General features: G+C 65.8%; 17 protein-coding genes. 4 read left to right on the top strand and 13 right to left on the bottom strand.

The genetic code is table 11. The features are described 5' to 3' along the window. Window positions 1-196: 196 nt before the first annotated feature. Window positions 197-2,323, top strand: a complete 2,127-nt coding sequence (locus QWL29_RS24175) for a TonB-dependent receptor family protein (RefSeq protein ID WP_305825401.1) — start codon at window positions 197-199, stop codon at window positions 2,321-2,323. Here QWL29_RS24175 and QWL29_RS24170 read toward each other — a convergent pair. Then, window positions 2,298-3,848 carry a DUF3482 domain-containing protein gene (locus tag QWL29_RS24170; RefSeq protein WP_305825400.1) on the bottom strand — a complete coding sequence of 517 codons (1,551 nt, stop codon included), beginning with the start codon at window positions 3,846-3,848 and terminating at the stop codon, window positions 2,298-2,300. The two genes, QWL29_RS24175 and QWL29_RS24170, sit on opposite strands and share 26 nt — an antisense overlap. After that, complete coding sequence (locus tag QWL29_RS24165; RefSeq protein WP_305825399.1) at window positions 3,845-5,437, bottom strand: DUF2868 domain-containing protein; 1,593 nt, start codon at window positions 5,435-5,437, stop codon at window positions 3,845-3,847. Before QWL29_RS24165 ends, QWL29_RS24170 begins: the two co-directional genes overlap by 4 nt. 379 nt (window positions 5,438-5,816) lie before the next feature. Here QWL29_RS24165 and QWL29_RS24160 point away from each other — a divergent pair, with 379 nt between their 5' ends. Together QWL29_RS24160 and QWL29_RS24155 are read left to right on the top strand one after the other, a co-directional pair. Continuing rightward, window positions 5,817-7,835 carry a sigma-54-dependent Fis family transcriptional regulator gene (locus QWL29_RS24160; RefSeq protein ID WP_305825398.1) on the top strand — a complete coding sequence of 673 codons (2,019 nt, stop codon included), beginning with the start codon at window positions 5,817-5,819 and terminating at the stop codon, window positions 7,833-7,835. Between the two features lie 61 nt (window positions 7,836-7,896). Continuing rightward, entirely contained in the window at window positions 7,897-8,862 is a 966-nt protein-coding gene (locus QWL29_RS24155; RefSeq protein WP_305825397.1) for a beta-propeller fold lactonase family protein, read from the top strand. A 113-nt stretch (window positions 8,863-8,975) separates the two neighbouring features. On the opposite strand, the gene QWL29_RS24150 is transcribed toward QWL29_RS24155, so the two are convergent. The 10 genes from QWL29_RS24150 to adh form a co-directional block, all read right to left on the bottom strand. Beyond that, window positions 8,976-10,013, bottom strand: a complete 1,038-nt coding sequence (locus QWL29_RS24150; protein ID WP_305825396.1) for an ATP-grasp domain-containing protein — start codon at window positions 10,011-10,013, stop codon at window positions 8,976-8,978. A 45-nt stretch (window positions 10,014-10,058) separates the two neighbouring features. Beyond that, a complete protein-coding gene (locus QWL29_RS24145) occupies window positions 10,059-10,970 on the bottom strand; it encodes a hypothetical protein (protein WP_305825395.1) in 912 nt (303 codons plus the stop codon). 91 nt (window positions 10,971-11,061) lie between these two features. After that, window positions 11,062-11,934 carry a quinoprotein dehydrogenase-associated putative ABC transporter substrate-binding protein gene (locus tag QWL29_RS24140; RefSeq protein WP_305825394.1) on the bottom strand — a complete coding sequence of 291 codons (873 nt, stop codon included), beginning with the start codon at window positions 11,932-11,934 and terminating at the stop codon, window positions 11,062-11,064. Window positions 11,935-12,002: 68 nt separating this feature from the next. Next, window positions 12,003-12,458, bottom strand: a complete 456-nt coding sequence (locus tag QWL29_RS24135; RefSeq protein WP_305825393.1) for a c-type cytochrome — start codon at window positions 12,456-12,458, stop codon at window positions 12,003-12,005. 119 nt (window positions 12,459-12,577) lie between these two features. Then, entirely contained in the window at window positions 12,578-14,383 is a 1,806-nt protein-coding gene (locus tag QWL29_RS24130; protein WP_305825392.1) for a methanol/ethanol family PQQ-dependent dehydrogenase, read from the bottom strand. Window positions 14,384-14,640: 257 nt separating this feature from the next. After that, window positions 14,641-15,012 (bottom strand): hypothetical protein, encoded by a 372-nt coding sequence (locus QWL29_RS24125; RefSeq protein ID WP_305825391.1) that lies wholly within the window; start codon window positions 15,010-15,012, stop codon window positions 14,641-14,643. Between the two features lie 81 nt (window positions 15,013-15,093). Beyond that, complete coding sequence (gene gfa / locus QWL29_RS24120; RefSeq protein ID WP_305825390.1) at window positions 15,094-15,690, bottom strand: S-(hydroxymethyl)glutathione synthase; 597 nt, start codon at window positions 15,688-15,690, stop codon at window positions 15,094-15,096. A gap of 34 nt (window positions 15,691-15,724) precedes the next feature. Continuing rightward, on the bottom strand, window positions 15,725-16,831 hold the full coding sequence (locus QWL29_RS24115) for an S-(hydroxymethyl)glutathione dehydrogenase/class III alcohol dehydrogenase (RefSeq protein WP_305825389.1): 1,107 nt from the start codon (window positions 16,829-16,831) through the stop codon (window positions 15,725-15,727). 23 nt (window positions 16,832-16,854) lie between these two features. Then, window positions 16,855-17,262, bottom strand: a complete 408-nt coding sequence (locus QWL29_RS24110; RefSeq protein ID WP_305825403.1) for a DUF779 domain-containing protein — start codon at window positions 17,260-17,262, stop codon at window positions 16,855-16,857. A 119-nt stretch (window positions 17,263-17,381) separates the two neighbouring features. After that, window positions 17,382-18,902, bottom strand: a complete 1,521-nt coding sequence (adh, locus tag QWL29_RS24105) for an aldehyde dehydrogenase (RefSeq protein ID WP_305825388.1) — start codon at window positions 18,900-18,902, stop codon at window positions 17,382-17,384. A gap of 243 nt (window positions 18,903-19,145) precedes the next feature. Between adh and QWL29_RS24100 the strand changes: the two genes are divergently transcribed. Then, a complete protein-coding gene (locus QWL29_RS24100; protein ID WP_370663738.1) occupies window positions 19,146-21,299 on the top strand; it encodes a TonB-dependent receptor family protein in 2,154 nt (717 codons plus the stop codon). Between the two features lie 107 nt (window positions 21,300-21,406). On the opposite strand, the gene QWL29_RS24095 is transcribed toward QWL29_RS24100, so the two are convergent. Beyond that, window positions 21,407-23,773 carry a TonB-dependent receptor gene (locus QWL29_RS24095; RefSeq protein WP_305825387.1) on the bottom strand — a complete coding sequence of 789 codons (2,367 nt, stop codon included), beginning with the start codon at window positions 23,771-23,773 and terminating at the stop codon, window positions 21,407-21,409. Window positions 23,774-23,996 lie beyond the last annotated feature (223 nt).

Below are 23,996 nucleotides of genomic sequence, written 5' to 3'. Positions count from 1 at the left end.
TTGCTACGCCGCGTTTTCCGCGGCTTCCTGCGTCATCTTCAACTATTTGATTTCGTTGTCGTTTCTGCGAGGGACCGAACTATAACAAAGCCCGCCACGGCTGACAAGCGCCTTTTTGCGGCAGTGCGGCAATCGCGGCGACGCCCTTCAGCAAGACATACTATGATTGTCAGCTCATCAACATGCCAAATCTGCAATGCTCACTTGCCCTGCCCGTCTCAAACTCGTTCCGGCACTGCTGGCTTCTCTCACTGCGTCCGCCTTTGCCCAGGTTCCGTCTCAGCCGCAAACGCCGACCCAGGTCGTGGTCGTGACCGGCAGCCGCGCAGAGCAGGCCAGCTTCGACCTGCCTGCTGCGATCGACGTGGTCGATGCCGGACGCATCCGCGACAACCAGCCCCGGGTCAATTTGTCCGAGGCGCTCGTTGCGATTCCCGGCGTCGTGGTGCAGAACCGCCAGAACTATGCGCAGGACTTGCAGATCTCCTCGCGCGGCTTCGGCGCCCGCTCGGCCTTTGGCGTACGCGGGGTACGCCTGATTACCGACGGCATTCCGGCGACCATGCCGGATGGCCAGGGTCAGGCTGCTACCTTCAACCTCGACATGGCGGAACGCATCGAAGTATTGCGCGGCCCCTTCTCTGCGCTGTACGGTAACCATTCTGGCGGTGTGGTGCAGCTCTTTACGCGCGATGCCAAGGGTCCACCGGAAATTGAATTCAGCGCTGTCGCGGGCAGCGACGGCATGCGCAAGTTCGACCTGAATGCCGCAGGCCAGGCTAGCGGCATCGGCTACGTGCTCGACGCCTCGCGTTTCGAGACCGACGGCTACCGCGCCCACAGCGCCGCCAAGCGCGAGCAAGGGTATGCCAAGCTGACCGTGCCTATTTCCCGCGACGGCAAATTGACGGTCATTGCCAATTCGCTGCACCAGCGCGATACGCAAGATCCGCTCGGTATTACCTGGGCGACCTTCCAGCGCGATCCGCGCGCCGGCGAAATCGACACCAGCGACACCCAGTCGCCGCAGCGTACCTTTGCCGACCGTTACGACACGCGCAAGAGCATCGATCACCAGCAGGCCGGCCTGCAGTGGCAGCAGAACTTTGGCGCCAACCGCCTGCAGCTGACCGTCTACGGCGGCAATCGCCAAGTCATCCAGTACCAGTCCTTCTCGCGCGCCTTCCAGGCGCCGGCCACCCATTCCGGCGGCGTGGTCGATTTCGACCGCGACTTCCATGGCGTCGACCTCAACTGGCGCGACGTGCGCGGCTTGGCCGGCGGCACCTTGCGCACCACGCTGGGCCTGGAATACGCCGGCTCGAAGGATTCGCGCCAGGGCTACGAAAACTACGTGGGCGAGCAGTTCGGCGTGCGTGGACGCCTGCGCCGCGACGAGCAGAACGACCTGTCCAGCCTCGACCCGTATGTGCAGACCGAATGGGAAGGCGGCCAGTGGGTGCTGACTGCCGGGCTGCGCCGCACCTCGCTGGATGTGGATGTGACCGACGATTTCCTCGGCAACGGCAATGACAGCGGCGGCGTCGACTACAGCGGCACCGCGCCCGTGCTTGGCGCTCTCTATAAACTGACGCCAAACCTGAACGTGTACGCCAGCGCCGCGCGCGGCTTTGAAACGCCTACCCTGAACGAGCTGTTCTATTCAGGCAGCGGCAACGGCTTCAACTTCAAGCTGCGCCCGAGCCGCAGCACCAACCTCGAGGCCGGCCTGAAGACCATGCTGGGCGCCGACACCCGTCTCGACCTGACCCTGTTCCAGGTGCGTACCGACGGCGAACTGACCGTCGACGCTTCGAGCGGCGGGCGCACCAGTTACCGGAATGCCGGCGAAACCCTGCGCCGCGGCATGGAGCTCTCGTTCGATACGCGCTTCGGCCCAGGCCTGAATGCGCGCGTTGCCGCCAGCGCACTGCGCGCCGTGTACGAAGACGGCTTCGGGAATATCCCGGCCGGCAACCGCTTGCCCGGCGTGCCGCGCGCCAGCCTGTACGGCGAACTCGGCTGGACAGCCGCCGACGGCAAACTGAACGCCGCGCTGGAATCCCTCGCCACCGGCAAGGTGAACCCGGACGATGCCAATGCCGCCACGCCGGCGCCCGGCTACGGCATCGTCAACGCACGCGTACAGGCGCGCCAGGAAGTGGGCGAATGGCGCTTCAAGCAGTTTGCACGCCTGAACAACCTGTTCGACCGCGATTACGTGGGTTCCGTGATCGTTGGCGACAGCAATCGCCGTTTCTACGAACCGGCGCCCGGCCGTAACTGGGTACTGGGCGTCAGCGCGCAGTACCAGTTCCGTTGACGACGCCAATGTCGACGCCACTGCCGACGCCGCCGTCGGCAGTGGCGTCGGGCCCGGCCGGCGACTCGCCGAGCTTAACGCCGGGATACAGCCTGGCCAGGGTGGCATCGGTCACCCGCGTTACCACCGGATTCACAGGCTCCAGCGCCGCCTCGATACTCGGGGCGGCACGCACGGCACGCCACAGGGCAGGCAAATCGCCCCCATGCGTCTTCACGGCTTCCTCGACTTCCGCCTGCCAGAAGGCCGGCGCCTCGCTGGCTACATAATTGCCGCGTCCGCGGCCGAAGTGGGCCACGGCCAGGTAGCGCAGCACCGCACCCACCAGCAGCGTCTGCAGGAAAGCGTCGGCAAACTGCACCGCCGCCTCGTTGCGGTCGGCGCGCTGGTTGAAGCCCCAGGCGGCGCCAGCGGCCGTCAATCCGCCGACAAGCGCCCCCAGCAGCGCGCCTCCGCCCAGCGTGAGTCCGCCCGCCATCAGGTCGGCGGACAGCCCGGTGGCCGCGCCCGACACCACGGCGCCCAGCAGCCCAGCCTGGGCCTTGTCGATCGGCGCGCGCACCGCGAAGTTTTCGCGCACGCGCGCATTGACCGCTTCCGCCTCGCCCGGATCGACCTTGTGCAGCACCAGCATGCGCATCGTCGTCTTGTTGATCTCCCCATTCAGGCGTTCGACCAGGGCCGCCATGGCCGCTTCCTGGCGCCGTTGCTCGTCTTTGCCCAGGCCGACGGCCTTGAGCGCGCTGCGCACCACGCCGCGCCCTTCCTCGGGCACGGTCTGGCTGTCGCGCACGGCGCTCGCAACCTGCTCGGCCGTCATGCGCAGGGCGCTGGCGTAGCGCTGGCGATTGCCGGCCTCCCATGCGGCGCGCAGGCGGACGTAGCCAGACTGCTTGCCTGGCTCGACCAGCGGCGCCACCGCTTCGTAGAACACATGCTCGTGCACCCAGCAACGTGCAAACGCGTCCAGCGCCAGCACTTCGCGTACCACGGGGAAGCGTGCCAGGTGCTGCTTCCACTGCTGCCCTTCCACGCTTTCCTGTGCGCCCGGGCGGGGTGGACCCATTCCATTGAGCAGCACGACCACCGGCTTGCCCAACCATTCGAGGATGTTCATCTCTGCTGGTAGATAGCCGGCGTCACCCGGAGGTTCCGCGGAATTGACGAGGTAAAGCACGATATCCGCCTCATCCTTGGCCGCGCGCAAAGCCTGTTGACTCAGCCAGAACGGCCGGTCGCGGTAGCGGTCGAACACTTCACGCAAGAACCATCCGATCGGGTTACCCGCCATGGCCAGGCGCTTGAGCAGGCGCACCGAATCGCCAAAGCCGGGGGTGTCCCACAGCAGCAGGGTGTCGCCGGCGGGGCTGGTCAGCAAGGGGTGGGCTTCCGCAAAGGTGGTCACGTGGGCGGCGTCGCGCACCTCGCCCACGTCCACGCCGGTCATGGTGCGGGCCAGCGTGGTCTTGCCGTTATTCGTGTGCGATACCAGCGCGAACTGGATCTTGACTGGCGCCTCGTTCATCGCAGCTCCGGCAGGGCAAGGCCGGCACCCAGTTCAATCCGGTGGCGCTCGGGTTGCAGGAGATTTACTACCGTAGCGGCGGTGCCGTGGAAGCTGCAAAACTGGCGCCACAGGGCAATGCGTTCGGCGATGCGCGCCTCGGCGCCGCCCTGGCCGCCTGCGCGTTCGAGCATGCCCGACTCGTCGAGCAGCACGGCCACGCCGCGCTTGCTGTTGCGTGCGAGGTAATCGAGGAAGGCGCCGTGGTTTTCCTTTTCCGGCGTGGCGGCCAGATTGAACAATGCGGCGGTCACGGTAACACCAGCTTCATCGAAGCGAGCATCCTGCAGCCCCACCTGCAATGCCTCCTTCGGCTCCTCGCCATACGGCACGGTGGGGCGCAGCAGGACGCGCGCCTGGGCGCCCAGCGCCATCGCGGCCACGGCCCACAAACCGCGGTCGCGCGCTTCGTCGAGCGTGAAGCTGTAGGGCAGCACGCGCAGGACAGCCGGCGTGCCGGCGCCGATGCTGTCGGCCAGCTTGCGGAAGTACGGGTGTTCAAGGTCGAGTGGGAAGCGCCGCGCCAGGCGCCGTGCGCGCAGGGCGGCAATGCTGGCCAGCACGATGCGCGGCACGATCACCAACAGCAGGATGGTGGCGCCGTACAGGTGTACCCAGCGCTCGCCGGCGCCGGCAGTGCTCGCAACGGCGGCATCGACCGTGCCGGACAGGGCGCCAGGCAGCGCCGCCAGGCCCGGCGCGGCGCCCGTGGCCGCGCCGGCGCCGGCCTCCACACCCGCTTGTACGCCAAACCGCAGCGTCTCGATTTCGGCCAGCGTGAACCCTTGCAGGAAGGGGAACACGGCCAGGGCTGGCGTGAACAGCCAGGACAGCAGAGTATGGACCTGGGTGGCGTCGAGGAAGGTACTTTCCCAGCCGGCAGCATACTGGGTGAGCAGGCCGCGTGCGTACAGCGAGACAACGGCGCCAAGCGCGAACGCGGCCGCCGACAGGTGCACCGTGCGCGACAGGCGCAGCCGCGTCAGCGGTTCGCTCAGCTGGGCCCACTCGGCCATGAAATTGCCCAGGCCCGTGGCCAGGGCAGCCGGCAGCTTGCGCGGCGCCGCCAGCTTGCCCACGCCCAGGCGCCGCAGCAGGCCCTGGCCGGCCAAACCGGTCTTGCCGCCGGGAACCAGCGCCCACACCAGCAGCGCCACATACACCAGCAGGTTCCAGCCGACGATGAACAGGAGCGGCGCCGACAGCAGGTCGACGCGGTGCGGATCGGCGATCCGGTCCAGCAGCGCGCCGGCGAACAGGGCCAGCAGCGGCAAGGCTGCCCAGAAACCGGGCAGGCCGAGGGCGCGCTTCTGGAAAGCGGCAAAGGCCGGCGTACGCTCGGCCAGCCGCTTCAGGATCTGCTCCGAGCGCTGCTGCAAGAAATGGTCTTGCGTCACTGCGCTCTTGCTGTCGGATGCCTGCCAGGCCGCCAGCTCGCGCGCGCTGCGGCTCGCGTACTTGCGGTCGTCCTCGCTCAGCACGGCATGGCCGGCGTCGGCCGTTTCGATGGCGCGTACCAGCACGACGCGCCTTGCTACCTGTTCATTCATGCGGCTCCCATTTATTCGATTGGCAACACTCCCCCGTATTGTGCCGCAGATCGGGGGCAAGCCCCAGCACGGGCCGCAGGCGCCCGCCTGGCGGCGAGCGGAGCCGTTGGGCCTTCCCTCTCAATCCTGCTAGTTTGCACCGCTGGCTTTTTGCGCATGACCGTCGATACCCGCCGATGTTCCCGCTCATCGGCCTGTTCCTGACGCCGGTCTGGCTTGTGCGAGACAGGTGAGCATGCCTACCGCGCAGGCATAAAATGACGGGACAATTCGTGTTTACCCGGTGTATTCTGTAGCGGTATCGGTTGTGTTGAGATGGTCGAGAACAGTCCAATAAAGTAACGGCCCAAGACGCCAGTTACGGACCCCAGGAGACAACATGTCGAGGTTTGCCGTTGAACACGTCAAGCGCGTCCGTTCGGTCGTCCAGGACCGGATCGGTACCGACCATATGGGCACAGCCAACCGGATCACCCGGTCCTGGATCCGTTGCCTGAACGATTACCAGCTCGACCCAGGCACCTGCGCCGAGCCCGAAGTCGTCGCCGCCATCGAACTGCAGGAGCGCCAGGCGCGCCTGGCCGATGTGCAGGCAGTCGCCAAGGTCGAAATGGCCAACCTCTACCAGCAGCTGGCCGGCTCCGGCTACGCCATCATGCTGACCGACCGCGAAGGCGTGCTGCTCAACTATTTCGGCGACCCGGCCTTCACCCATGCTGCCTCGAAAACCGGCCTGGCCCAGGGCGCCGTCTGGAGCGAGCGCGTGCAGGGCACCAACGGCATGGGTACCTGCCTGGTCGAGCGGCGCCCGATCACCGTGCACCGCGACGAGCATTACCTGTCACGCAACATCGGTCTCAGCTGCGCCGCCGCCCCGATCTTCGACCACGAGGGCGAACTGGTGGGCGTGCTCGATGCGTCCGGCGAATCACGCCTGGCCCAGCAGCACACCCTGGCCCTGGTCTGCATGTCGGTGCAGATGATCGAGAACCGCGTTTTCCTGCACCAGTTCCGCCACGACTACATCCTGCGCTTCCATAACCGGCCCGAATTCGTCGGCACCCTGCACGAAGGCGCGATCGCCCTGAGTATCGAAGGAAAGGTATTGGCTGCCAGCCGCGGCGCCCTGTTCCAGCTCGGCTTTTCCGGCCCGGACGAGATCGCCGGCCGCGACATCGGCGAACTCTTCAATGTCACCTTTCCCGGCCTGGTCGACAGCAGCGTGCGGCGCGCCTTCCACCCGGTGCCGATCTTCGAAGTGCGCAACAGCGCGCGCTTCTTCGCCGTGGTCTACCAGCCGGTCGCCTCGAACGGCCTGCGGCGTGCGCCGCGCAGCCTGCCGGGCCATGGCCCCGGCCAGCAGGTCCCGACCGCGCTCGACACCGTGCAGTTCGGCGACCCGGTGATGGCCGCCCATGTCGCCACCGCGCGCCGCATTGCCGAGCGCAATGTCGCTACCGTGCTGCTCGGCGAAACCGGCACCGGCAAGGAAGTGTTCGCGCGCGCCATGCACCTGTCCGGGCCACGCGCGTCCCGGCCTTTCGTGGCCATCAATTGCGCCTCGATCCCGGAGTCGCTGATCGAGAGCGAACTGTTCGGCTACCGTTCCGGCGCGTTTACCGGCGCCAGCAAGGATGGCCAGCGCTGCAAGCTGCTGCAGGCAAATGGCGGCACCCTCTTCCTCGACGAGATCGGCGACATGCCCTTCACCCTGCAGGCGCGGCTCCTGCGCGTACTCGAGGAGCGCGAGGTGGTGCCGCTCGGCGGCGAGGCGCCGGTCAAGCTCGATATCCGCCTGGTCAGCGCCACCCACTGCGACCTGGCGAAGAAAATCGCCGCCGGGGAGTTCCGCGAAGACCTGTATTACCGGCTGCAAGGTGTGACGCTGCGCCTGCCGCCACTGCGCGAGCGCGCCGACCGCCGCGCCCTGATCGCCTACCTGGCCGGCCAGGAAAGCGACGAAGGCAGCGTGGTGGAACTCGACGAACCCCTGCTGGCGGCGCTGGAGCGGCTGCGCTGGCCCGGCAACGTGCGCCAGCTGCGCCACCTGCTGCGCAGCATGATCGCGCTGCGCGAATCGGACAGCCTCGGCCTGCGCGACCTGCCGCCGGAATACCGGCTCGACCTCGACGACGCCGCGCCTGCGCTTCCCCTGGGTTCAGTTTCCAGTCCGGCTTCCGGCCCGGCTTCCGGCGCTTGCCCTGCTTCCGGCAGCGGCGCCGAGCTGGCCCTGACGGCGCTCGAAAGCGCCGAACGCGAGGTGCTGCTGCAGGCGCTGGAACGGCACGGCTGGAACATGAGCGGCGTGGCGCGCGAACTCAACATCAGCCGCAACACCCTGTACCGCAAGCTGCAGCGCCTGAACATCCAGCATCCCGACAAGGCGCTGTTCCACTGAGCCGGCGCAGGTGCGCGCCGTGGCGTTTCTCCTTCAACCTGTCCATGGAGACCACATAACCATGTCATCGCTTCGCCGTATCCTGCCAGGCGCCCTGGCATGCCTGGCCACCCTCGCCGCAACGCTCGGCTCACCGGTCCTGGCGGCGCCCTTCGCCTACGTGTCGAACGAGGGCAGCGGCACCATTTCCGTGATCGACACCGCCAGCGACCAGGTCGTCGGCGAGATGCCGGCCGGGATCAAGCCGCGTGGGCTGGCCGTCGGCGCCGACGGCCGCTGGCTGTACGTGAGCGACCAGCCGAACAACAGCCTGCAGGTGCTCGACCTGAATGCGCGCAAGCCCGGCCCTGCGGTGGCCCTGGGCGAATCGCCCGAAGGCGTCTCGATCTCGCCTGACGGGCGCTGGGTGGTCGCGGCCATCGAGGGCAAGAACGAGATCGCGGTCACCGACACCCGCACCCGCAAGCTGGCGTTCGCGATCCAGGTGCACGGCAAGAATCCCGAACACGCGGTATTCAGCCCGAACGGGCGCCTGCTGTTCGTCAGCGCCGAGGAAGGCGACGCGGTCGACATCATCGATTTCACCAGCCGCAAGCAGGTGGCCCAGGTGGCGGTGGGCGCCCGGCCGCGCGGCATCGGTTTCCTGCCCGACAGCAGCCGTGCCTATGTCGCCACCGAAAACGCCAACGAGGTCTTCGTCATCGATGCCAGGACCTACGCCATCGTTGCCCGCATCAAGGCCGGCTTGCGCGCAAACGGGATTGCCGTGCACCCGGGCGGCGGCCAGGTCTATGTGTCGAATGGCGGCGACGCCAACGTCTCGGTCATCGACACCGCCAGCAACCAGGTCGTGACCACGATCCCGGTCGGCCAGCGGCCCTGGAACATGGCGCTCACGCCCGACGGCAAGAAACTCTACGTGGCCAACGGCCGCAGCAACAATGTGTCGGTGATCGACACCGCCAGCCGCAGCAAGCTGCGCGATATCCCGGTCGGCAAGCTGCCCTGGGGCGTCGTCATCAAGTAAGTGAGCAATGGATGAGCAAATAAATAGGCGAATAAGTGGGCAGATAAGCGTTCGCTGGTCCGTGCTGCCACCCGATACGGCAGCGGCCAGCGCCGTGCCTCTTCAGGCAGCACTCAGGCCTGGCCGAAGCTGTCGACGTCGACGGACACCGCGCGGCGCCGCGTGACCGGAAGCGGCGCAGCCTGCAGTGCGGCCGGGTCCTTCAGCAAGGCGATAACCAGGCCTGCCGGGTTGCAGCCGATCGAGGCATGCAGGCCGGCATAGGCGGCCGTCAGGCGCGGATTCACATCGAGCACCACGGTTCCCTGTGCGCTACGGATGAAATCCACCCCGACATAGCCCCACAGCGTGGGCAGGGCCGCCGCAACCTGTTGCGCCAGGCCGGCCAGCGCACCGTCGGCGTCCAGCAGGCCGTTGACGGTACTGCCCAGGAAGTGGAAGCGGTTGTTGCGCACGGCCACGCGCTCGCGGTTGCACGCCAGGACCCAGGCCTTGCCGTCGCAGCAGAGCAGGGACAGGCTGCCCAGTTCGCCGGGAACGAAAGGTTGCAGCACATAGTCCTGCCCGGCGTTGGCGCGCACATGGGCCAGGGCCGCGGCGCGGTCGCTGAACAAGCGGGTGTCGAGGCAGCCGGCGCCATTGTCCGGCTTGACCACCCAGGCGCCCTGACCTTCCGGCAGGTTCGCATGCGGACTGTAGGTGGGGACGGCCGGCACGCCGGCGTCGAGCAGCGCACGCGCCATGTCGCGCTTGCTGGCCGCGACGCGCACGGCGCCGGGCGCGCTGCCCAGCAAAACGCGCTTGCCGCGCAGCACATCGCGCGACAGCCCCTCCAGCAAGCCTTCGGTTTCGAGCGCCAGCGGCCAGACGGCGTCGGCGGCCTGCACGCAGTCGGCAAAACGCTCGCCGAAGGCACTGCCACCGAAGGCCCTGTCGCCCAAGGCCCTGTCGCCGAAGGATGGGACGGCCGGCCAGGCGGTTTCGCCGGCAGCCGGCATGGTCTGCAGTTCGACCCCGGGCACGGCGCCCAGGTCGGCCAGCAGGGCCTGGAGCAGCATGCCGCCCTGCTGCGCAAGCGCGCATGGCACCGCTGGAGCGCCCGGGCCACCGGCGATGGCGTAATCGAATGCGAGAACTTTCAAGCGCGCCATGGCATTCTCCGGTGATGACGGGCCGGGCCTGTAATCGTGCCAGGCTCAGCGCTTCGGATCGGCAACCTTGACCAAGGTAAGTGTTTCTTCAATCGAGGGAATGCTGCCGCCCCCGGCGCCGGGCACTTGTGCGGTGGAGCCGGCCGCGCCTGGGCTGGCCGCGCCTGGATTGGCCGTCCCTTGACCGGTCGTGCTTTGACTGGTCGCAGCTGGATTGGCCGTGCCTGGGCTGGCCGTGCCTGGACTGGCCGTGCCGGATGGAGCGCGGCCAGTATCCGCAGCCGGGCGCTTGGCCACCCTGCCATCCGCCAGCGCGCTTGATTGCACACCGGCTACCGCATTGATTGTCCGTCCGCCGCCGCTCGTCCCCAGCGAGGTCGACAGCTGATACACCCCGCCCGGTACGCCCTCGCTCAGGATGAAGGTATAGGTCTTGTATACGTAGGCTTCGAAGCGCGCATGCAGCGGGTCGTCCAGGTAGGGCTGGATGCGCACCACCTGCCCCTCGTAAGACTTGCCCTGGAAGTTGATCGTCTGCTTGCCCAACTGCCCTGCATTCGCCAGCGCCATGCGGATGCGCTTGCGGAAGTAGGTGGTGGAGCCACCGGTCAGGCGCTTCATCTCGGCGATGTCGTGCTCGAGGAAGCCGAGCAGCACCGGATTGCCGTGGGCATCGTCGATGTCGGGCAGCTCGCGCCTGCGCTCTCCGGAAAGAAAGCGCAGGCGCGCATGCATGCGTCCGTTTTCCCGGGTCAGGTCGAGCTCGACCATGTCGGTGAAGCCCGGTTCGATGTTGCTGACCTTGCGAAAGTCATAGACCAGCGCCGCCGGCACCGTGGTGCGCGCCAGGTGATCGGTCTCGAACAGCAGGGTCTCGGCCGGCGATACCGGCTGGGCCCGCGCCAGGCCCGTGCCTGGCGGACCCAATGTACCCAGCGCACCTAGTACGTAAAGCATGCTCCGCGCGAAAAGCATGGACCGGGCACGCACGCCATGCCGCGGGCCTGCGCGTCCGCTGCGCTGTTGCTGGATGCGGATCATGGCGTCCTCAAGGTGGGGAAGGCTGCGGCGGCGGGAGCGCCGACAAGGGCACGCCGTATTGTTCGAGGATCGCCTGGATCTTGCCCTGGTTGGTGTCGATCAGCCGGTCGATCAGCTGGCGGAAATCCTTGTCGGCATGGCGCACGCCCATGGCAATCTCGAAATCGAATTTCATGCCCGGCTGCGACTGCAGCGGGATGGCGACGATGGACGCGCTGCGCGTTCGTTTGGCGAAGTAGCCGGCAATCGGCCCCCAGGCAAAGGCGACGTCGATCTTGCCGCTGGCCAGGTCTTTCTCGATGATCTCACCGGGGTATTGCTCGGCATCGCCGGTCTGGCTCTGGTACCAGTTCACCTGTTCCATCAAACCGTTCTGCAGCAGCCACTCGGTGACCGGGGAGCCGGCAAACACGCCGAAGCGCAATTTCTTGCGTTGCGAGGCGTCGAGCGCCAGCAGGTCGTCAAGGGTCCGCACCTTGTCCAGGCCATGGCCCTTTACGTAGGCCATGGCATAGCTGGAGCGGTAGTAGGAATGGGTGTTGGCGGCCAGTTCGAAACCCCTGGCGACGCCGGTGACGAGGTCGCACTTGAAGCGCTCGGAATGCTCTTCCTTGGCGCGCAGGGTATTGCGAATGAACCCCATGCGCTGCGGATACCAGGTATGTTCGAGCTTCCAGCCCAGCTGCTGGGCGAACAGGGCCGCGATCTTGTTCTCGAAGCCCTCTCCGGCCCGGTTCGACAGCGGCAGATTGTTCGGGTCCTGGCAGACCCGCAAGACCTTGTCCGCGCCGGGCGCCTCGGCCACGGCCTGCCCGCCGGACTGCGCGGCAGCCGGCGCAGCCAGGCACCCCAGCAGGCCGGCCACCAGGCCGGTCCGCATGGCAAGCCGCACAGCAGCCCGTGTAGCATCCCGTGTGGCAAACCGTGAGCCAAGGAAGCGCCGGTTCCTCATTTGCCGATCTCCTGCAGCCGGCCCGGTTCGATGGCGCCGTCGGAACGCCCTTTCAGGTAGGCGTAGAGGCTGTCGATGTTCTCGGTCACCATCTTGCTGCCGTCGAAGTTCGGCATGCCTTTTTCGATGCGGCCCTTCAGGACCGCGGTCTTGAACTGGTCCTTGCTCAAGACCTTCAGGCTGTCCACCAGCGAGGGGCCGACCATGCCTTCCTGGGCAGCGCCATGGCAGCGTTCGCAAGCCATGGCGCGCCAGGTCTTCCAGCCGCTCAGGGTCTGTGCGTCGACCTTGTTGCCCTCGGCAACTTTGTACGGCGGGGTATCGCCGGCCAGCGCGCTGCGGGGGAGCGCCGCGGCAAACAGGCCCACGGACCAGCACAGGGCGGCACACAGGGCGGTACACCGGGCAGTACGGAGGGAGGCAAGGGACGCCCGCTTCATGAATGTCTTCATCTCGTTTCCTGGCAATGCATGGGCACGGCGGACGGCATCCTGCGCCGGCCCCCGTGTCCGGTGTTCATCGAAGTACGCGGCAGCGATGAAGCCGCCGCGCGGCACGGCGTGGCGAGGACTCAGCGGTCCGGCAGTGCGAACACCGTCAGCACGCCGCCCAGCTCGGTGTACTTGGCCAGGTCCTTGTAGCCGCCCACCGCACCCAGGCCTTCGGTGCCCTTGGTCAGCCCGGCCGCGAGGCCGATCCCGGCCCAGCCGCCGATGCCCGACAACACCCCGATGTACTGCTTGCCCTTGTATTCCCAGGTATGGACGTTGCCGATGATGCCCGAGGGGGTCTTGAACTTCCACAGCTCCTTGCCGTTGTGGTCGACCGCCTTGATGTGCCCTTCGAGGGTGCCGTAGAACACCACGTCGCCGGCGGTGGACAGCGCGCCGCTCCAGACCGAGAATTTCTCCGGCTTCGACCAGACGATCTTGCCGGTGCTGGCATCAAAGGCGATGAAGTTGCCCAGGCCGCCGTGGCTGCCCGGCGCCGCATACATCGACAGCGTCGAGCCGACATACGGCTGGCCGGCCGTGTACTCGATCTGGAAGGGCTCGTAGTCCATGCACACGTGGTTCGTCGGCACGTAGAACAACCCGGTCTTGCGCGAGTAGGTGGCCGGCTGCTGGTCCTTGGTGCCGAGCGCCGACGGGCAGATACCCTTCGAATTGAAGTCGGGGCCGTTCTTGTCGGTGCTGTACTTGGCCACCACCTGCGGCCGGCCGCTCTTCATGTCGATGTGGGTCGCCCAGTTGACCACCGGATCGAATTTTTCCGCCACCAGCAGTTCGCCGCTCACGCGGTCGAGCGTGTAGGCAAAGCCGTTGCGGTCGAAGTGCACCAGGGCCTTGCGGGCCTGGCCCTTGACCTTCATGTCGGCCAGGATCATTTCGTTGACGCCGTCGTAGTCCCACTCGTCGTGCGGCGTCATCTGGTAGACCCACTTGGCCTGCCCGGTGTCGAGGTCGCGCGCGAAGATGGTCATCGACCATTTATTGTCGCCGGGGCGCTGGCGCGGGTTCCAGGTGCTCGGGTTGCCGGTGCCGTAGTAGACCAAGTTCAGGGCCGGGTCGTAGCTGTACCAGCCCCAGGTGGTGCCGCCGCCCAGCTTCCACTGGTCGCCCTGCCAGCTTTTCAGCGAGGAGTCCGGGCCGATCGGCGCCATCTTGCCGTCCGTCCAGGTCATGGTCTTGGCGGGGTCGACCAGCAGCTCGTTGTCGGGCCCGGTGCTATAGGCTTTCCACACGACCTTGCCGGTATTGATGTCGTGCGCCGTGATGCGCCCGCGCACGCCGAATTCGCCGCCGCTGATGCCGGTGATGATCTTGTCCTTGAACACGTGCGGGGTATTCGTCGTGGTTTCGCCGATCTTCGGATCGCCGACCTTCACTTTCCACAGCTCGGCGCCGGTCTTGGCGTCCAGCGCCACCAGGGTGGTGTCGGCCTGCTGCAGGAAGATCTTGCCGTTGGCATAGGCCACGCCACGGTTGACGGTGTCGCAGCACATCACCGGGATCACGGTCGGGTCCTGCTTCGGCTCGTACTTCCAGCGGATGGCCTGGTCTTCCAGCGCGATCGCGAACACCTTGTTCGGGAAGGGGCTGTGGATGTACATGGTGTCGCCGATCACCAGCGGCCCGCCTTCGTGGCCGCGCAGGACCCCGGTGGAGAAGGTCCAGGCCACCTGCAGGTCCTTGGCGTTCTTGCTGTTGATTTGCTTGAGTTCGCTGTACCGGTGGTTCGCAAAATTACCAGATTGCATTGCCCAGTTCTTCGGGTCCTTGGTCAATTGCTCCACATCGGAATTGGCAGCCAGCGCCGGACCGGCAAGCAGCGCCAGGCACGGCAACCAGCGGATGAGTCTTGTTGGGAATGACATGGTAAGTCTCCTGTGATTTTTATCGGCGGCCGCTTCCGCTGGCCTTGCAAATCTCGACCTGGTGGGATGCCCCATCTTCTCCACAGCACAGAACGTGCCAACCGCGGACGGGTCATTGCGCCTCGATCCGCCTGCTGCCACAACGGTCCCTGTTCAGATTCGTGACAGTCGCTGCCGCCGCTGTGCCATCCGTGGCGCAGCACCACGCTCATGTAGCAATCCAACTGTAGCAATCCACCTGTAGCAATGCGCTTGCATCAACGCGCCTGCACGTAGCAGGCCTTGTCGGCGCTGGCCTGGAGCGCCTTGTACTTGCTGGCCATCTGTTTCACCGGAACAGGATCGCGGAACATCGCGCCGCGCTCGCCGGCCATGGTCTGGTTGCGCAAGGCAGTCGACATCGTCACGTAGTCGTCGTAGGACATCTGCCTGGCGATGTAATCAATGACGCAGGAGCATTTGTAGAGGTACTCGTACTTGCCGTCGTGCTTTTGCATGCACTCGAGCACATACTCCACGCGGCCACTGGTGGGATAGTCATTGGCTTGCGCCGCCGGGGGCGCAGCCAGCGATGGCGCCAGGGGGGTGGCCAAAGCCGCTGGCAACAGCAGCAGGAACAATCGCTTCATTCGTGTGTCTCCGATGACCGGTAAGTCGGCACGCCCGCGCAGGTGCGCAGGCGTGCGTTCCGACTTCTTGCTTGTTTTTTCCTACGCGTCCTGCAGCACGCCGCGCTGCTTGGCGATATGGGTCGAGATCGCATCCATCAGCGCCGGCGACAGGGCGTCGTAGGGCGGCAGGCCGATCTCGTTCAGGCGCGCACGCACGGCGCCCATGTTTTCCGGCCGCGCGCCGGACTCGATGATCGAGGACACGAAGGCGGCGAATCCCGGCGGCGACCAGCCCTTTTCCTTCGACAGCTCGGTGTGCACGAAGTCGAGTCCATAGAAGGCATGGCCGTTATTCTCGATGCGCCCGTACATGTGCACGCCGCAGTCGCGGCAGGCATGGGGCTGGATGGTGGCGCTGGTGTCGACCACCTGCAGCTTGTCTTCGTTGGCCGTCACTTTCACCTGGTCGCGCCCGACCACGGCAATCTGCGCGAACAGCGAAGCGTTCGGCTTCCAGCACTTGGTGCAGCCGCACACGTGGTTGTGCGCCACCTGGCTGCCGATCTCGACGGTAACGGGATTCGTGCTGCACAGGCAGCTCAGGGTGCCGCCGGCAAAACCCGGAGTTGCCTGCGGAATGCCGTTGTCGACGGCGGGATGGATCTTGACTGCGCTATTCGGGTCTGCGTCGTTCATGATGGCGTCTCCATGGTTGATTGGTCCAGCGTGTTCAATACAGCACCACCGAGCGGATCGACTGCCCGCTCTTCATCAGCTCGAAGCCCTCGTTGATGCGTTCGAGCGGCAAGGTGTGGGTAATCAGGTCGTCGATGTTGATCTTGCCGTCCATGTACCAGTCGACGATCTTCGGCACGTCGGTGCGTCCGCGTGCACCGCCAAAGGCCGAGCCCTTCCATTCACGCCCGGTGACCAGCTGGAACGGGCGTGTGGAAATTTCCTGCCCGGCCGCGGCGACGCCGATGATGAAGGACTGGCCCCAGCCTTTATGGGTGCACTCCAGCGCCTGGCGCATGACCGTGGTGTTGCCGATGCATTCGAAAGAAAAATCGGCGCCGCCGTCGGTCAGCTGCACGATGTGGTCGACGATGTTCGGCACTTCGCTCGGATTGACGAAGTGGGTCATGCCGAACTTGCACGCGATCTCGGCCCGGCCAGGATTGAGGTCGATGCCGATGATCTTGTCGGCGCCAACCATGCGCGCGCCCTGGATCACGTTCAGGCCGATGCCGCCCAGGCCGAATACGACCACGTTGGCGCCGGCCTGCACCTTGGCCGAGAACACCACGGCGCCGACGCCGGTGGTGACACCGCAGCCGATGTAGCAGGCTTTGTCGAAAGGCGCGTCCTCGCGGATCTTCGCCAGCGCGATCTCCGGCACCACGATGTAGTTGGAGAAGGTCGAGGTGCCCATGTAGTGGAACAATTGCTGGCCGTCGATGGAAAAGCGCGAGGTCGCATCGGGCATCAGGCCGCGGCCCTGGGTCGCGCGGATCGCCTGGCACAAATTGGTCTTGCGCGAGAGGCAGAACTTGCACTGCCGGCATTCCGGCGTGTACAGGGGAATCACGTGGTCGTCGCGCTTGACCGAGGTGACGCCGGGGCCGGTTTCGAGCACGATGCCGGCGCCTTCGTGGCCGAGGATGGCCGGGAAGATGCCTTCCGGGTCGGCGCCGGACAGGGTGTAGTAATCGGTATGGCAAATGCCGGTGGCCTTGATTTCGACCAGGACTTCGCCGGCGCGCGGGCCTTCGAGATCGACTTCGGCAATGGAGAGCGGTTCCCCTGCTTTCCAGGCAATGGCTGCTTTCGTTTTCATGGTGTCCTTGTTGGTATGTGTCGTCAGGCGCCCGGCCCGGTGACGGGCGCGGGCAGCTGCTGCAGTTCGGCATCGTTGAACAGGCGCGAGCGCGTGAGGAAGCGCTGTCCGGTGCCGTTATCGAGCGAGAACATGCCGCCGTTGCCGGCGACCACGTCGATGATCAGCTGGGTGTGTTCCCAATAGGCGAACTGTTCGGCGCCCATGTAGAAGGCTGCGCCATCGAGTTCGCCCAGGCACACATCGGTGTCGCTGATGCTGAAGTCGCCGACCGGGTAGCACATCGGCGCGCTGCCGTCGCAGCAACCGCCGGACTGGAAGAACATCAGCGGGCCATGGCGCTGGCGCAATTGCTTGATCAGGCCCAGCGCGGCGGCAGTGGCGACCACGCGCGCGGGCTCGGCGCCGCCCCCTGGCCCAGCGCTGTGCAGGCCGTTGTCCAGGCCACCGTCCGAGCTGCTGCGGTCCGTGCCACCCTCCACGCCGCTGTTCATGACGTTGCTCATGCCGCTGTTCACTTCGTCCGCGCTGTCCATGGCCGCCCTCTCCGTCAGAAGAAGCCCAAGGCTTTCGGGCTATAACTCACCAGCAGGTTCTTGGTCTGCTGGTAATGGTCGAGCATCATCTTGTGGTTTTCGCGGCCAATGCCCGACTGCTTGTAGCCGCCGAAGGCCGCGTGCGCCGGGTACAGGTGGTAGCAATTGGTCCACACGCGCCCGGCCTGGATCGCGCGCCCGACACGGAAGGCGCGGCTGCCGTCGCGCGTCCATAGCCCGGCGCCCAGGCCGTACAGGGTGTCGTTGGCAATCGCCAGCGCGTCGGCTTCGTCGCGGAAGGTGGTCACCGCCACCACAGGCCCGAAGATCTCTTCCTGGAAGATGCGCATCTTGTTATGGCCCTTGAACACGGTCGGCTTCACGAAATAGCCTTCCTTCATGTCGCCGTCCAGGGCGTTGCGTTCGCCGCCGGCCAGCACTTCGGCGCCTTCCTGCTTGCCGATGTCGAGGTAGGACAGGATCTTTTCCAGCTGCTCCTGCGAGGCCTGGGCGCCGAGCATGGTCGTCGCTTCCAGCGGATTGCCCTGCTTGATGGCGGCCACGCGCGCCAGGGCGCGGTCGATGAATTGTTCGTAGATCGATTCCTGGATCAGCACGCGCGAAGGGCAGGTGCAGACTTCCCCCTGGTTCAGCGCGAACATGGCAAAGCCTTCCAGGCATTTGTCGAAGAAGTCGTCGTCGGCATCCATCACGTCTTCGAAGAAGATATTCGGCGACTTGCCGCCCAGTTCGAGCGTGACCGGAATCAGGTTTTGCGCGGCATAGCCCATGATCAGGCGCCCGGTCGTGGTTTCGCCGGTAAAGGCGATCTTGGCGATGCGCTTGTTCGAGGCCAGCGGCTTGCCCGCTTCCAGCCCGAAGCCGTTCACCACGTTCAGCACGCCCGGCGGCAGCAGGTCGGCAATCAGTTCCACCAGCACCATGATCGAGGCCGGAGTCTGCTCGGCCGGCTTGAGCACTACGCAATTGCCGGCAGCCAGTGCCGGCGCCAGCTTCCAGACCGCCATCAGGATCGGAAAATTCCAGGGAATGATCTGGCCGACCACGCCCAGCGGCTCGTGGAAATGGTAGGCATAGGTTTCGTGGTCGATCTGCGCCACCGAACCTTCCTGGGCACGAATGCAGCCGGCGAAATAACGGAAATGGTCGATCGCCAGCGGGATGTCGGCGGCAGTGGATTCGCGGATCGGCTTGCCGTTGTCGATGGTCTCGGCCGTGGCCAGGGTGGCCAGGTTCTGCTCCATGCGGTCGGCGATGCGGTTCAGGATGCCGGCGCGCTCGGCTTGTGAAGTCTTGCCCCAGGCATCTTTCGCGGCGTGGGCGGCGTCGAGTGCGAGTTCAATGTCCTCGGCAGTGGAGCGTGCGACTTCGCAGAAGGGCTGGCCGGTGATCGGCGTCAGGTTGGGAAAATACTCGCCCTTGACCGGCGCCACGAATTTGCCGCCGATGTAGTTGTCGTAACGCTGCTTGAAGGGATTGGCAACGCCGAGTTTGCTGATGTCCGCGAGATTCATGTCGTCCTCTTTCTGATTTGTATTGGGTCCCCGGCTGGATCGGTGTGCGCCGTCCAGATCTGAAACACTGACGCGCCGGCTGTCCTAATCTGGAACAGGTGCTGCGCCGTTTGCGCGGGCAAGTCCCGGGCGGGCAGCACGTGGCGTGTGCAGAGTCCAGGCTATGCAAGGGCCGTGCCATTCGTCTCGGCGCGGTCTGGCAGAGATATTGCTTTGTCAACTGCAAACAAGATGGAGACACGCATGGTCCAGCTTCCCCTGCGGCGCACGCCGCTTGCCCTGCTGTGTGCGGGCAGCACCCTGTTTGCCGGCAGCATGGGCATGCCGGCGCTGGCCGCCGCGCCCTCGTCCGCACCTGCACCCGAGGCCGCGCCTGTGCCCGTGGTAGTGGTCACCGGCAGCCGTATCGAACACGACAGTTACGACTTTCCGGCCGCCATCGACGTGGTCGACGCCGCGCGCATCGGCAATGCCCAGCTGCGCGTGAACGCATCCGAGGCGCTGGTGGCGGTGCCGGGGCTGGTGGTGCTGAACCGCCAGAACTATGCGCAGGACTTGCAGATTTCCTCGCGCGGCTTCGGCGCCCGCTCGGCCTTCGGGGTGCGCGGAGTGCGCCTGATCGCCGACGGGATTCCGGCCTCGATGCCCGATGGCCAGGGCCAGGCCGCCACCTTCAACCTCGACATGGCCGAACGCATCGAGGTGCTGCGCGGGCCGTTTTCCGCCCTGTACGGTAATCACTCGGGCGGCGTGGTGCAGCTGTTCACGCGCGATGGCCAGGGCCGGCCGACCGTCGAAACCACGGTGTCCAGCGGCAGCGACGGCGCCTACAAGGTCGACGTGAATGCGCAGGGCGAGGCGGGCGGGATCGGCTATGTGGTCGATGCCTCGCGCTTCGGTACCGATGGCTACCGTGAGCACAGCGCGGCGCGACGCGACCAGGGCTTTGCCAAGCTGACCACCCGCCCGACCGCGACCAGCCGCCTGACGATTACCGCCAGCAGCCTGACCCAGGACGATACCCAGGACCCGCTGGGCGTAACCTGGAACGCTTTCCAGCGCGACCCACGCGCCGGCGAAATCGACCCCACCGATACCCAGGTGCCGAACCGGACCCTGGCCGAGCGCTACGACACGCGCAAAAGCATCGACCACCAGCAAGGCGGCGCCGCCTTCGAGCAGCGCTTCGGCGCGGATCGGCTGCGTGTCATGGCCTATGTGGGCAAGCGGCAAGTGATCCAGTACCAGGCCTTTTCGCGCGGCTTCCAGGCGCCGCCTACCCATTCCGGCGGCGTGATCGATTTCGACCGTGATTTCCATGGTCTCGAACTGCAGTGGATGACGGTGCGCCAGCTGGCCGGCGGCAAGCTCAGCACCACGGCCGGCATCGAATACGGCCGTTCAGTCGACGACCGCCAGGGTTACGAAAACTTTGTCGGCGCCCAGTTCGGAGTAAAGGGTGCGCTGCGGCGCAACGAAAAGGACAAGCTGTCGAACCTCGACCCCTACGTGCAGACCGAGTGGGCGGGCGGGCCCTGGGTGCTGACCGCCGGCCTGCGCCGCAGCAGCCTGAAAGTGGACGTGGACGACCGTTTCCTGGCCAACGGCAACGACAGCGGGTCCGCCGACTACAGCCGCGTCACGCCGGTGCTGGGAGCGCTGTACAAGGTGTCGGACGGGCTGAACGTATACGCCAGCGCGGCGCGCGGCTTCGAGACGCCGACCCTGAACGAACTGTTCTATTCGAGTGGCGGCGGTTTCAATTTCAACCTGGCGCCGGCGCGCAGCAAGCACCTGGAGCTGGGCGCCAAGGCGCAAGTGGGCGAGGACACGCGCATCAATGCCGCCCTGTTCCAGGCGCGCACCGAGGACGAGATGGTGGTCGACACAGCCGGCGGCGGACGCACCAGTTACCGCAATGCCAGCTCGACCTTGCGCCGCGGCGCCGAGCTGTCGCTGGAGTCGTCGCTGGGCGCCGGCTTCAGCACGCGCGCTTCGGTGACGCTGTTGCGCGCGACCTATGAAACCGGGTTCGGCAGCGTCAGCGCGGGCAGGCGCTTGCCGGGCGTGCCGCGGGCGAACGGCTATGCAGAGCTGGCCTGGGCGGAGCCAAACGGGCGTCTCAGCGCAGCACTGGAAACCATTGCATCGAGCAAGATCTATGCGGAAGACACGAACCTGGAGCGGGCCGCGCCGGGGTATGCGGTGGTGAATGCGCGCATCCAGGCACGGCAATCAATCGACCGCTGGCGCTTCAGGCAATTCCTGCGGGTGAACAATCTGTTCGACCGCAGCTATGTCGGCTCGGTGATCGTGGGCGATACCAACCGCCGCTATTACGAAGCTGCGACCGGACGCCAGTGGATGGCGGGCGTCAGCGCCGAATATACATTCTGAATAGGCGTTCTGAATAGATGTTCTGAATACGCGTTTTGAATATGTGTTTTGACTGCGCGTTTCGACGCGGCCAGCCGCTTGCATCGCACCGGCTGGCCTGGCGTGTTTCAGAAGGTATAGCGCACGCCGACAACGAAGGTACGCGGCGCACCGGGCGCCACGAAGCGCGTGTGCCCGGGTTCGACCTCGCCTTCATGTGGACGCAATGCCTGGCCGTTCGGGAACAGGTCGGGGGCCACGGCGCCGAAGGTTTCGTAGCGGCGGTCGAAGACGTTGCTGATGCGGGCGAAGAGTTCCCAGTTCGGCGCCGGCCGATAGCTGGCGCGCAGGTTCACCAGAGCATAGCCGCGCGCGCGCCAGTCGGCGCGCTCGGGTTCTTCGTCCTCTTCCGGATCCTCGATGAGGCCATCTTCGTTGCCCTGGCTGAGCAGGCTGCTTGACGCCTGCAGGTCGGCGCCAAAACGCAATTGCGGACTGGCGTCCCAGTCGAGCGACAGCTTGCCGCTGTGGCGCGGCAGGCCGGCCAGGCGCATGCCGCGTTCCACCTCGACGTTGCGCGCCCCGGTGAACAGTTCGCCGTCGGCGTCATACACCGCTTCCAGGTAGCTGTAGGCGAAGTGCAAATTGAAAGGTCCGAACTGCCGGGCAACGGTGGCGTCCAGGCCCTGGTGGCGGGTGCGTTCGAAATTGGCGAAGTAGCCCTGGCGCGAAGGCGAGCTGAGGAAGAGGATGTCGTCGCGGTTGACGGTGCGGTGCAAGGACACCGAGTAATTGCCGCCAGACAGGCGGCCGCGGACACCGGCCTCGATCGTGCGCGCAACCACTTGCTTCAGGTAAGGATCGGCCTGCAGGCCCACCGGCAGGCGGCAGGGATTTTCCGGATCGGCGCAGCCGAGCTCAATAACGGTGGGCACGCGGTTGCCTTGGGCCACATTTGCAAACACCATCGCACCATTACCCAGCTGATGGGTGATGCCGAGCGAGGGATTCAGGCGGGTGTAGGTAAAGCTTTCCCGTGGCTGGATACCGCGTTCGTTGGTCAGGGTATTGCTCACGCGTGCGCGATTGAAGCGTGCGCTCGCGGTCAGTTGGGTGCCGGCACTCGCTGCCCAGCTACCGGCGACATAGACACCGAGCGCCCGCGCGCTGCCGACCACCGACGACGAGGGCTCGCGCTCTTCGTCGGGGTCGCCGATGACTTCGCGGGTGTCGGTGACAAAGGCTTCCTGTTCGAACTGGGCGTACTCGGCTTCGCTGTGGTCGAAGCTGAAGCCGGCATCGAGCCGGTAGGCGCCGCGCCGGGTGCTGAAGGCAGCGCTGATGCCGCGGCTTTCCTGGCGCGTGCTGGTGGTATTCAGCACGCCGGGATGCAAGGCGGCGCCTTCGGCCAGGGTAAAGCCGCACTCGTCCGGTTCGAGCGGCGCACCGCTGGCATCGAAGCCCTCGGCGCAGTCTTCCACGTAATCGTCGTATTCCTCGCTGACGTCGCCGTTGACGGTGTCGCGGCGGCTGTTGCGCGCATAGGCCGTGGCGCTCAGTTCGCTGTCCTGGCTGAAGCGATGGGTGAGATTGAGCGTGCCCTGCACCAGGCGGTTGCGGGTGGTGTCGGGGTAGGTATAGACGGCATGCCGGTCGGCTTCGTACAGGGAGTCGGGCAGCAGGCCGTTGCCGAGCAAGCGGCTGCGTCCGCCCAACAGGCTGGCGGACCAGTCGGTTGCCCCAAGCGAACGGCCGACCTTCACCAGCACGTTGCCGAGGTGGCCGGAGGAATGGTCGCGCCAGCCGTCGTCGTCGAACCAGGTGCCGCCGATAAAGCTGTGCCAGCCTCCGGCGCCCAGCCAGCCGTAGGCGACATCGGCGCGGCGCCGGCCTTCGTCGGTAAGCGAAAATTCGAATTCGCCCCCAGGATGGGTGAGGCCGGACTTGGTGGTAAAGGACAGCGCGCCGCCCAGGGTGTTCAGGCCATATAAAGGGTTGGCTCCAGGAACCAGCAGCAGGCTGCCGATTGCGGACTCGGGCAGCATGTCCCAGTTAATGACGTCGCCGAAGGCTTCGTTCACGCGCACACCGTCCATGTAGACCGAAATACCTTGTGAACTGCCGAGCACTGGGGAGGCGCGGAAACCGCGGAAGGTCAGGTCGTTCTGGAAGGGGCTGCCCGATGTTTCGTTGACGTTGACGCCGGTAAGGTTGCGCGCCATGTACTCGGACAAATTTTCTCCGCCTGCCTTGCGGATCGTCTTTTCGGTAGCGATCTGTACCGGATACGGCAGCAGGTCGCGCTCAATACCCAGGCCCGGCAGCGGCGCAAAGCCGACGATCTCGACGACTGGCATCACGCTCTCGGGTTTCTCCGGCTTTTCCGGCTCGGCCGCAGCGCAGGGAGCAAGCACGGCCGCCGCAAGGAAGCAGCAGACGCGTTCGGTGGAATGACGAGGAGCGAAAGCGTGCCGGATGGATGCGCGAAGTGTCATGGAGTGTCCCGTCTTGAGCAACTCTTAGACAAACAGCAAAGGCTGTGCCATGGCTCAGCCGGGGCAAGACCCGGCCGGGTTGCTCCAAAACGGAACAAATTGATGTACCAAGTGTTCACGTAGGGTGGGTTCTCGAACCCACCACTGCACCGGCCGACCAGTGGCACCGTGTGCAAATGCCCATGCAAGCAAACCAGACGCCCAAAGCAAAAAACCCCGCAGA

This window comes from Massilia brevitalea (assembly GCF_030711405.1).
Classification (GTDB): domain Bacteria; phylum Pseudomonadota; class Gammaproteobacteria; order Burkholderiales; family Burkholderiaceae_D; genus Telluria; species Telluria brevitalea.
This window is presented reverse-complemented; position numbering and strand designations above follow the sequence as displayed.

Bases quoted from the DNA above. Each gene is read 5' to 3' on its own strand.
- QWL29_RS24175 (WP_305825401.1), top strand. From the start codon at position 197: ATGCTCACTTGCCCTGCCCGTCTCAAACTCGTTCCGGCACTGCTGGCT.
- QWL29_RS24170 (WP_305825400.1), bottom strand. From the start codon at position 3,848: ATGAACGAGGCGCCAGTCAAGATCCAGTTCGCGCTGGTATCGCACACG.
- QWL29_RS24165 (WP_305825399.1), bottom strand. From the start codon at position 5,437: ATGAATGAACAGGTAGCAAGGCGCGTCGTGCTGGTACGCGCCATCGAA.
- QWL29_RS24160 (WP_305825398.1), top strand. From the start codon at position 5,817: ATGTCGAGGTTTGCCGTTGAACACGTCAAGCGCGTCCGTTCGGTCGTC.
- QWL29_RS24155 (WP_305825397.1), top strand. From the start codon at position 7,897: ATGTCATCGCTTCGCCGTATCCTGCCAGGCGCCCTGGCATGCCTGGCC.
- QWL29_RS24150 (WP_305825396.1), bottom strand. From the start codon at position 10,013: ATGGCGCGCTTGAAAGTTCTCGCATTCGATTACGCCATCGCCGGTGGC.
- QWL29_RS24145 (WP_305825395.1), bottom strand. From the start codon at position 10,970: ATGCTTTACGTACTAGGTGCGCTGGGTACATTGGGTCCGCCAGGCACG.
- QWL29_RS24140 (WP_305825394.1), bottom strand. From the start codon at position 11,934: ATGCGGACCGGCCTGGTGGCCGGCCTGCTGGGGTGCCTGGCTGCGCCG.
- QWL29_RS24135 (WP_305825393.1), bottom strand. From the start codon at position 12,458: ATGAAGACATTCATGAAGCGGGCGTCCCTTGCCTCCCTCCGTACTGCC.
- QWL29_RS24130 (WP_305825392.1), bottom strand. From the start codon at position 14,383: ATGTCATTCCCAACAAGACTCATCCGCTGGTTGCCGTGCCTGGCGCTG.
- QWL29_RS24125 (WP_305825391.1), bottom strand. From the start codon at position 15,012: ATGAAGCGATTGTTCCTGCTGCTGTTGCCAGCGGCTTTGGCCACCCCC.
- gfa (WP_305825390.1), bottom strand. From the start codon at position 15,690: ATGAACGACGCAGACCCGAATAGCGCAGTCAAGATCCATCCCGCCGTC.
- QWL29_RS24115 (WP_305825389.1), bottom strand. From the start codon at position 16,831: ATGAAAACGAAAGCAGCCATTGCCTGGAAAGCAGGGGAACCGCTCTCC.
- adh (WP_305825388.1), bottom strand. From the start codon at position 18,902: ATGAATCTCGCGGACATCAGCAAACTCGGCGTTGCCAATCCCTTCAAG.
- QWL29_RS24100 (WP_370663738.1), top strand. From the start codon at position 19,146: ATGGTCCAGCTTCCCCTGCGGCGCACGCCGCTTGCCCTGCTGTGTGCG.
- QWL29_RS24095 (WP_305825387.1), bottom strand. From the start codon at position 23,773: ATGACACTTCGCGCATCCATCCGGCACGCTTTCGCTCCTCGTCATTCC.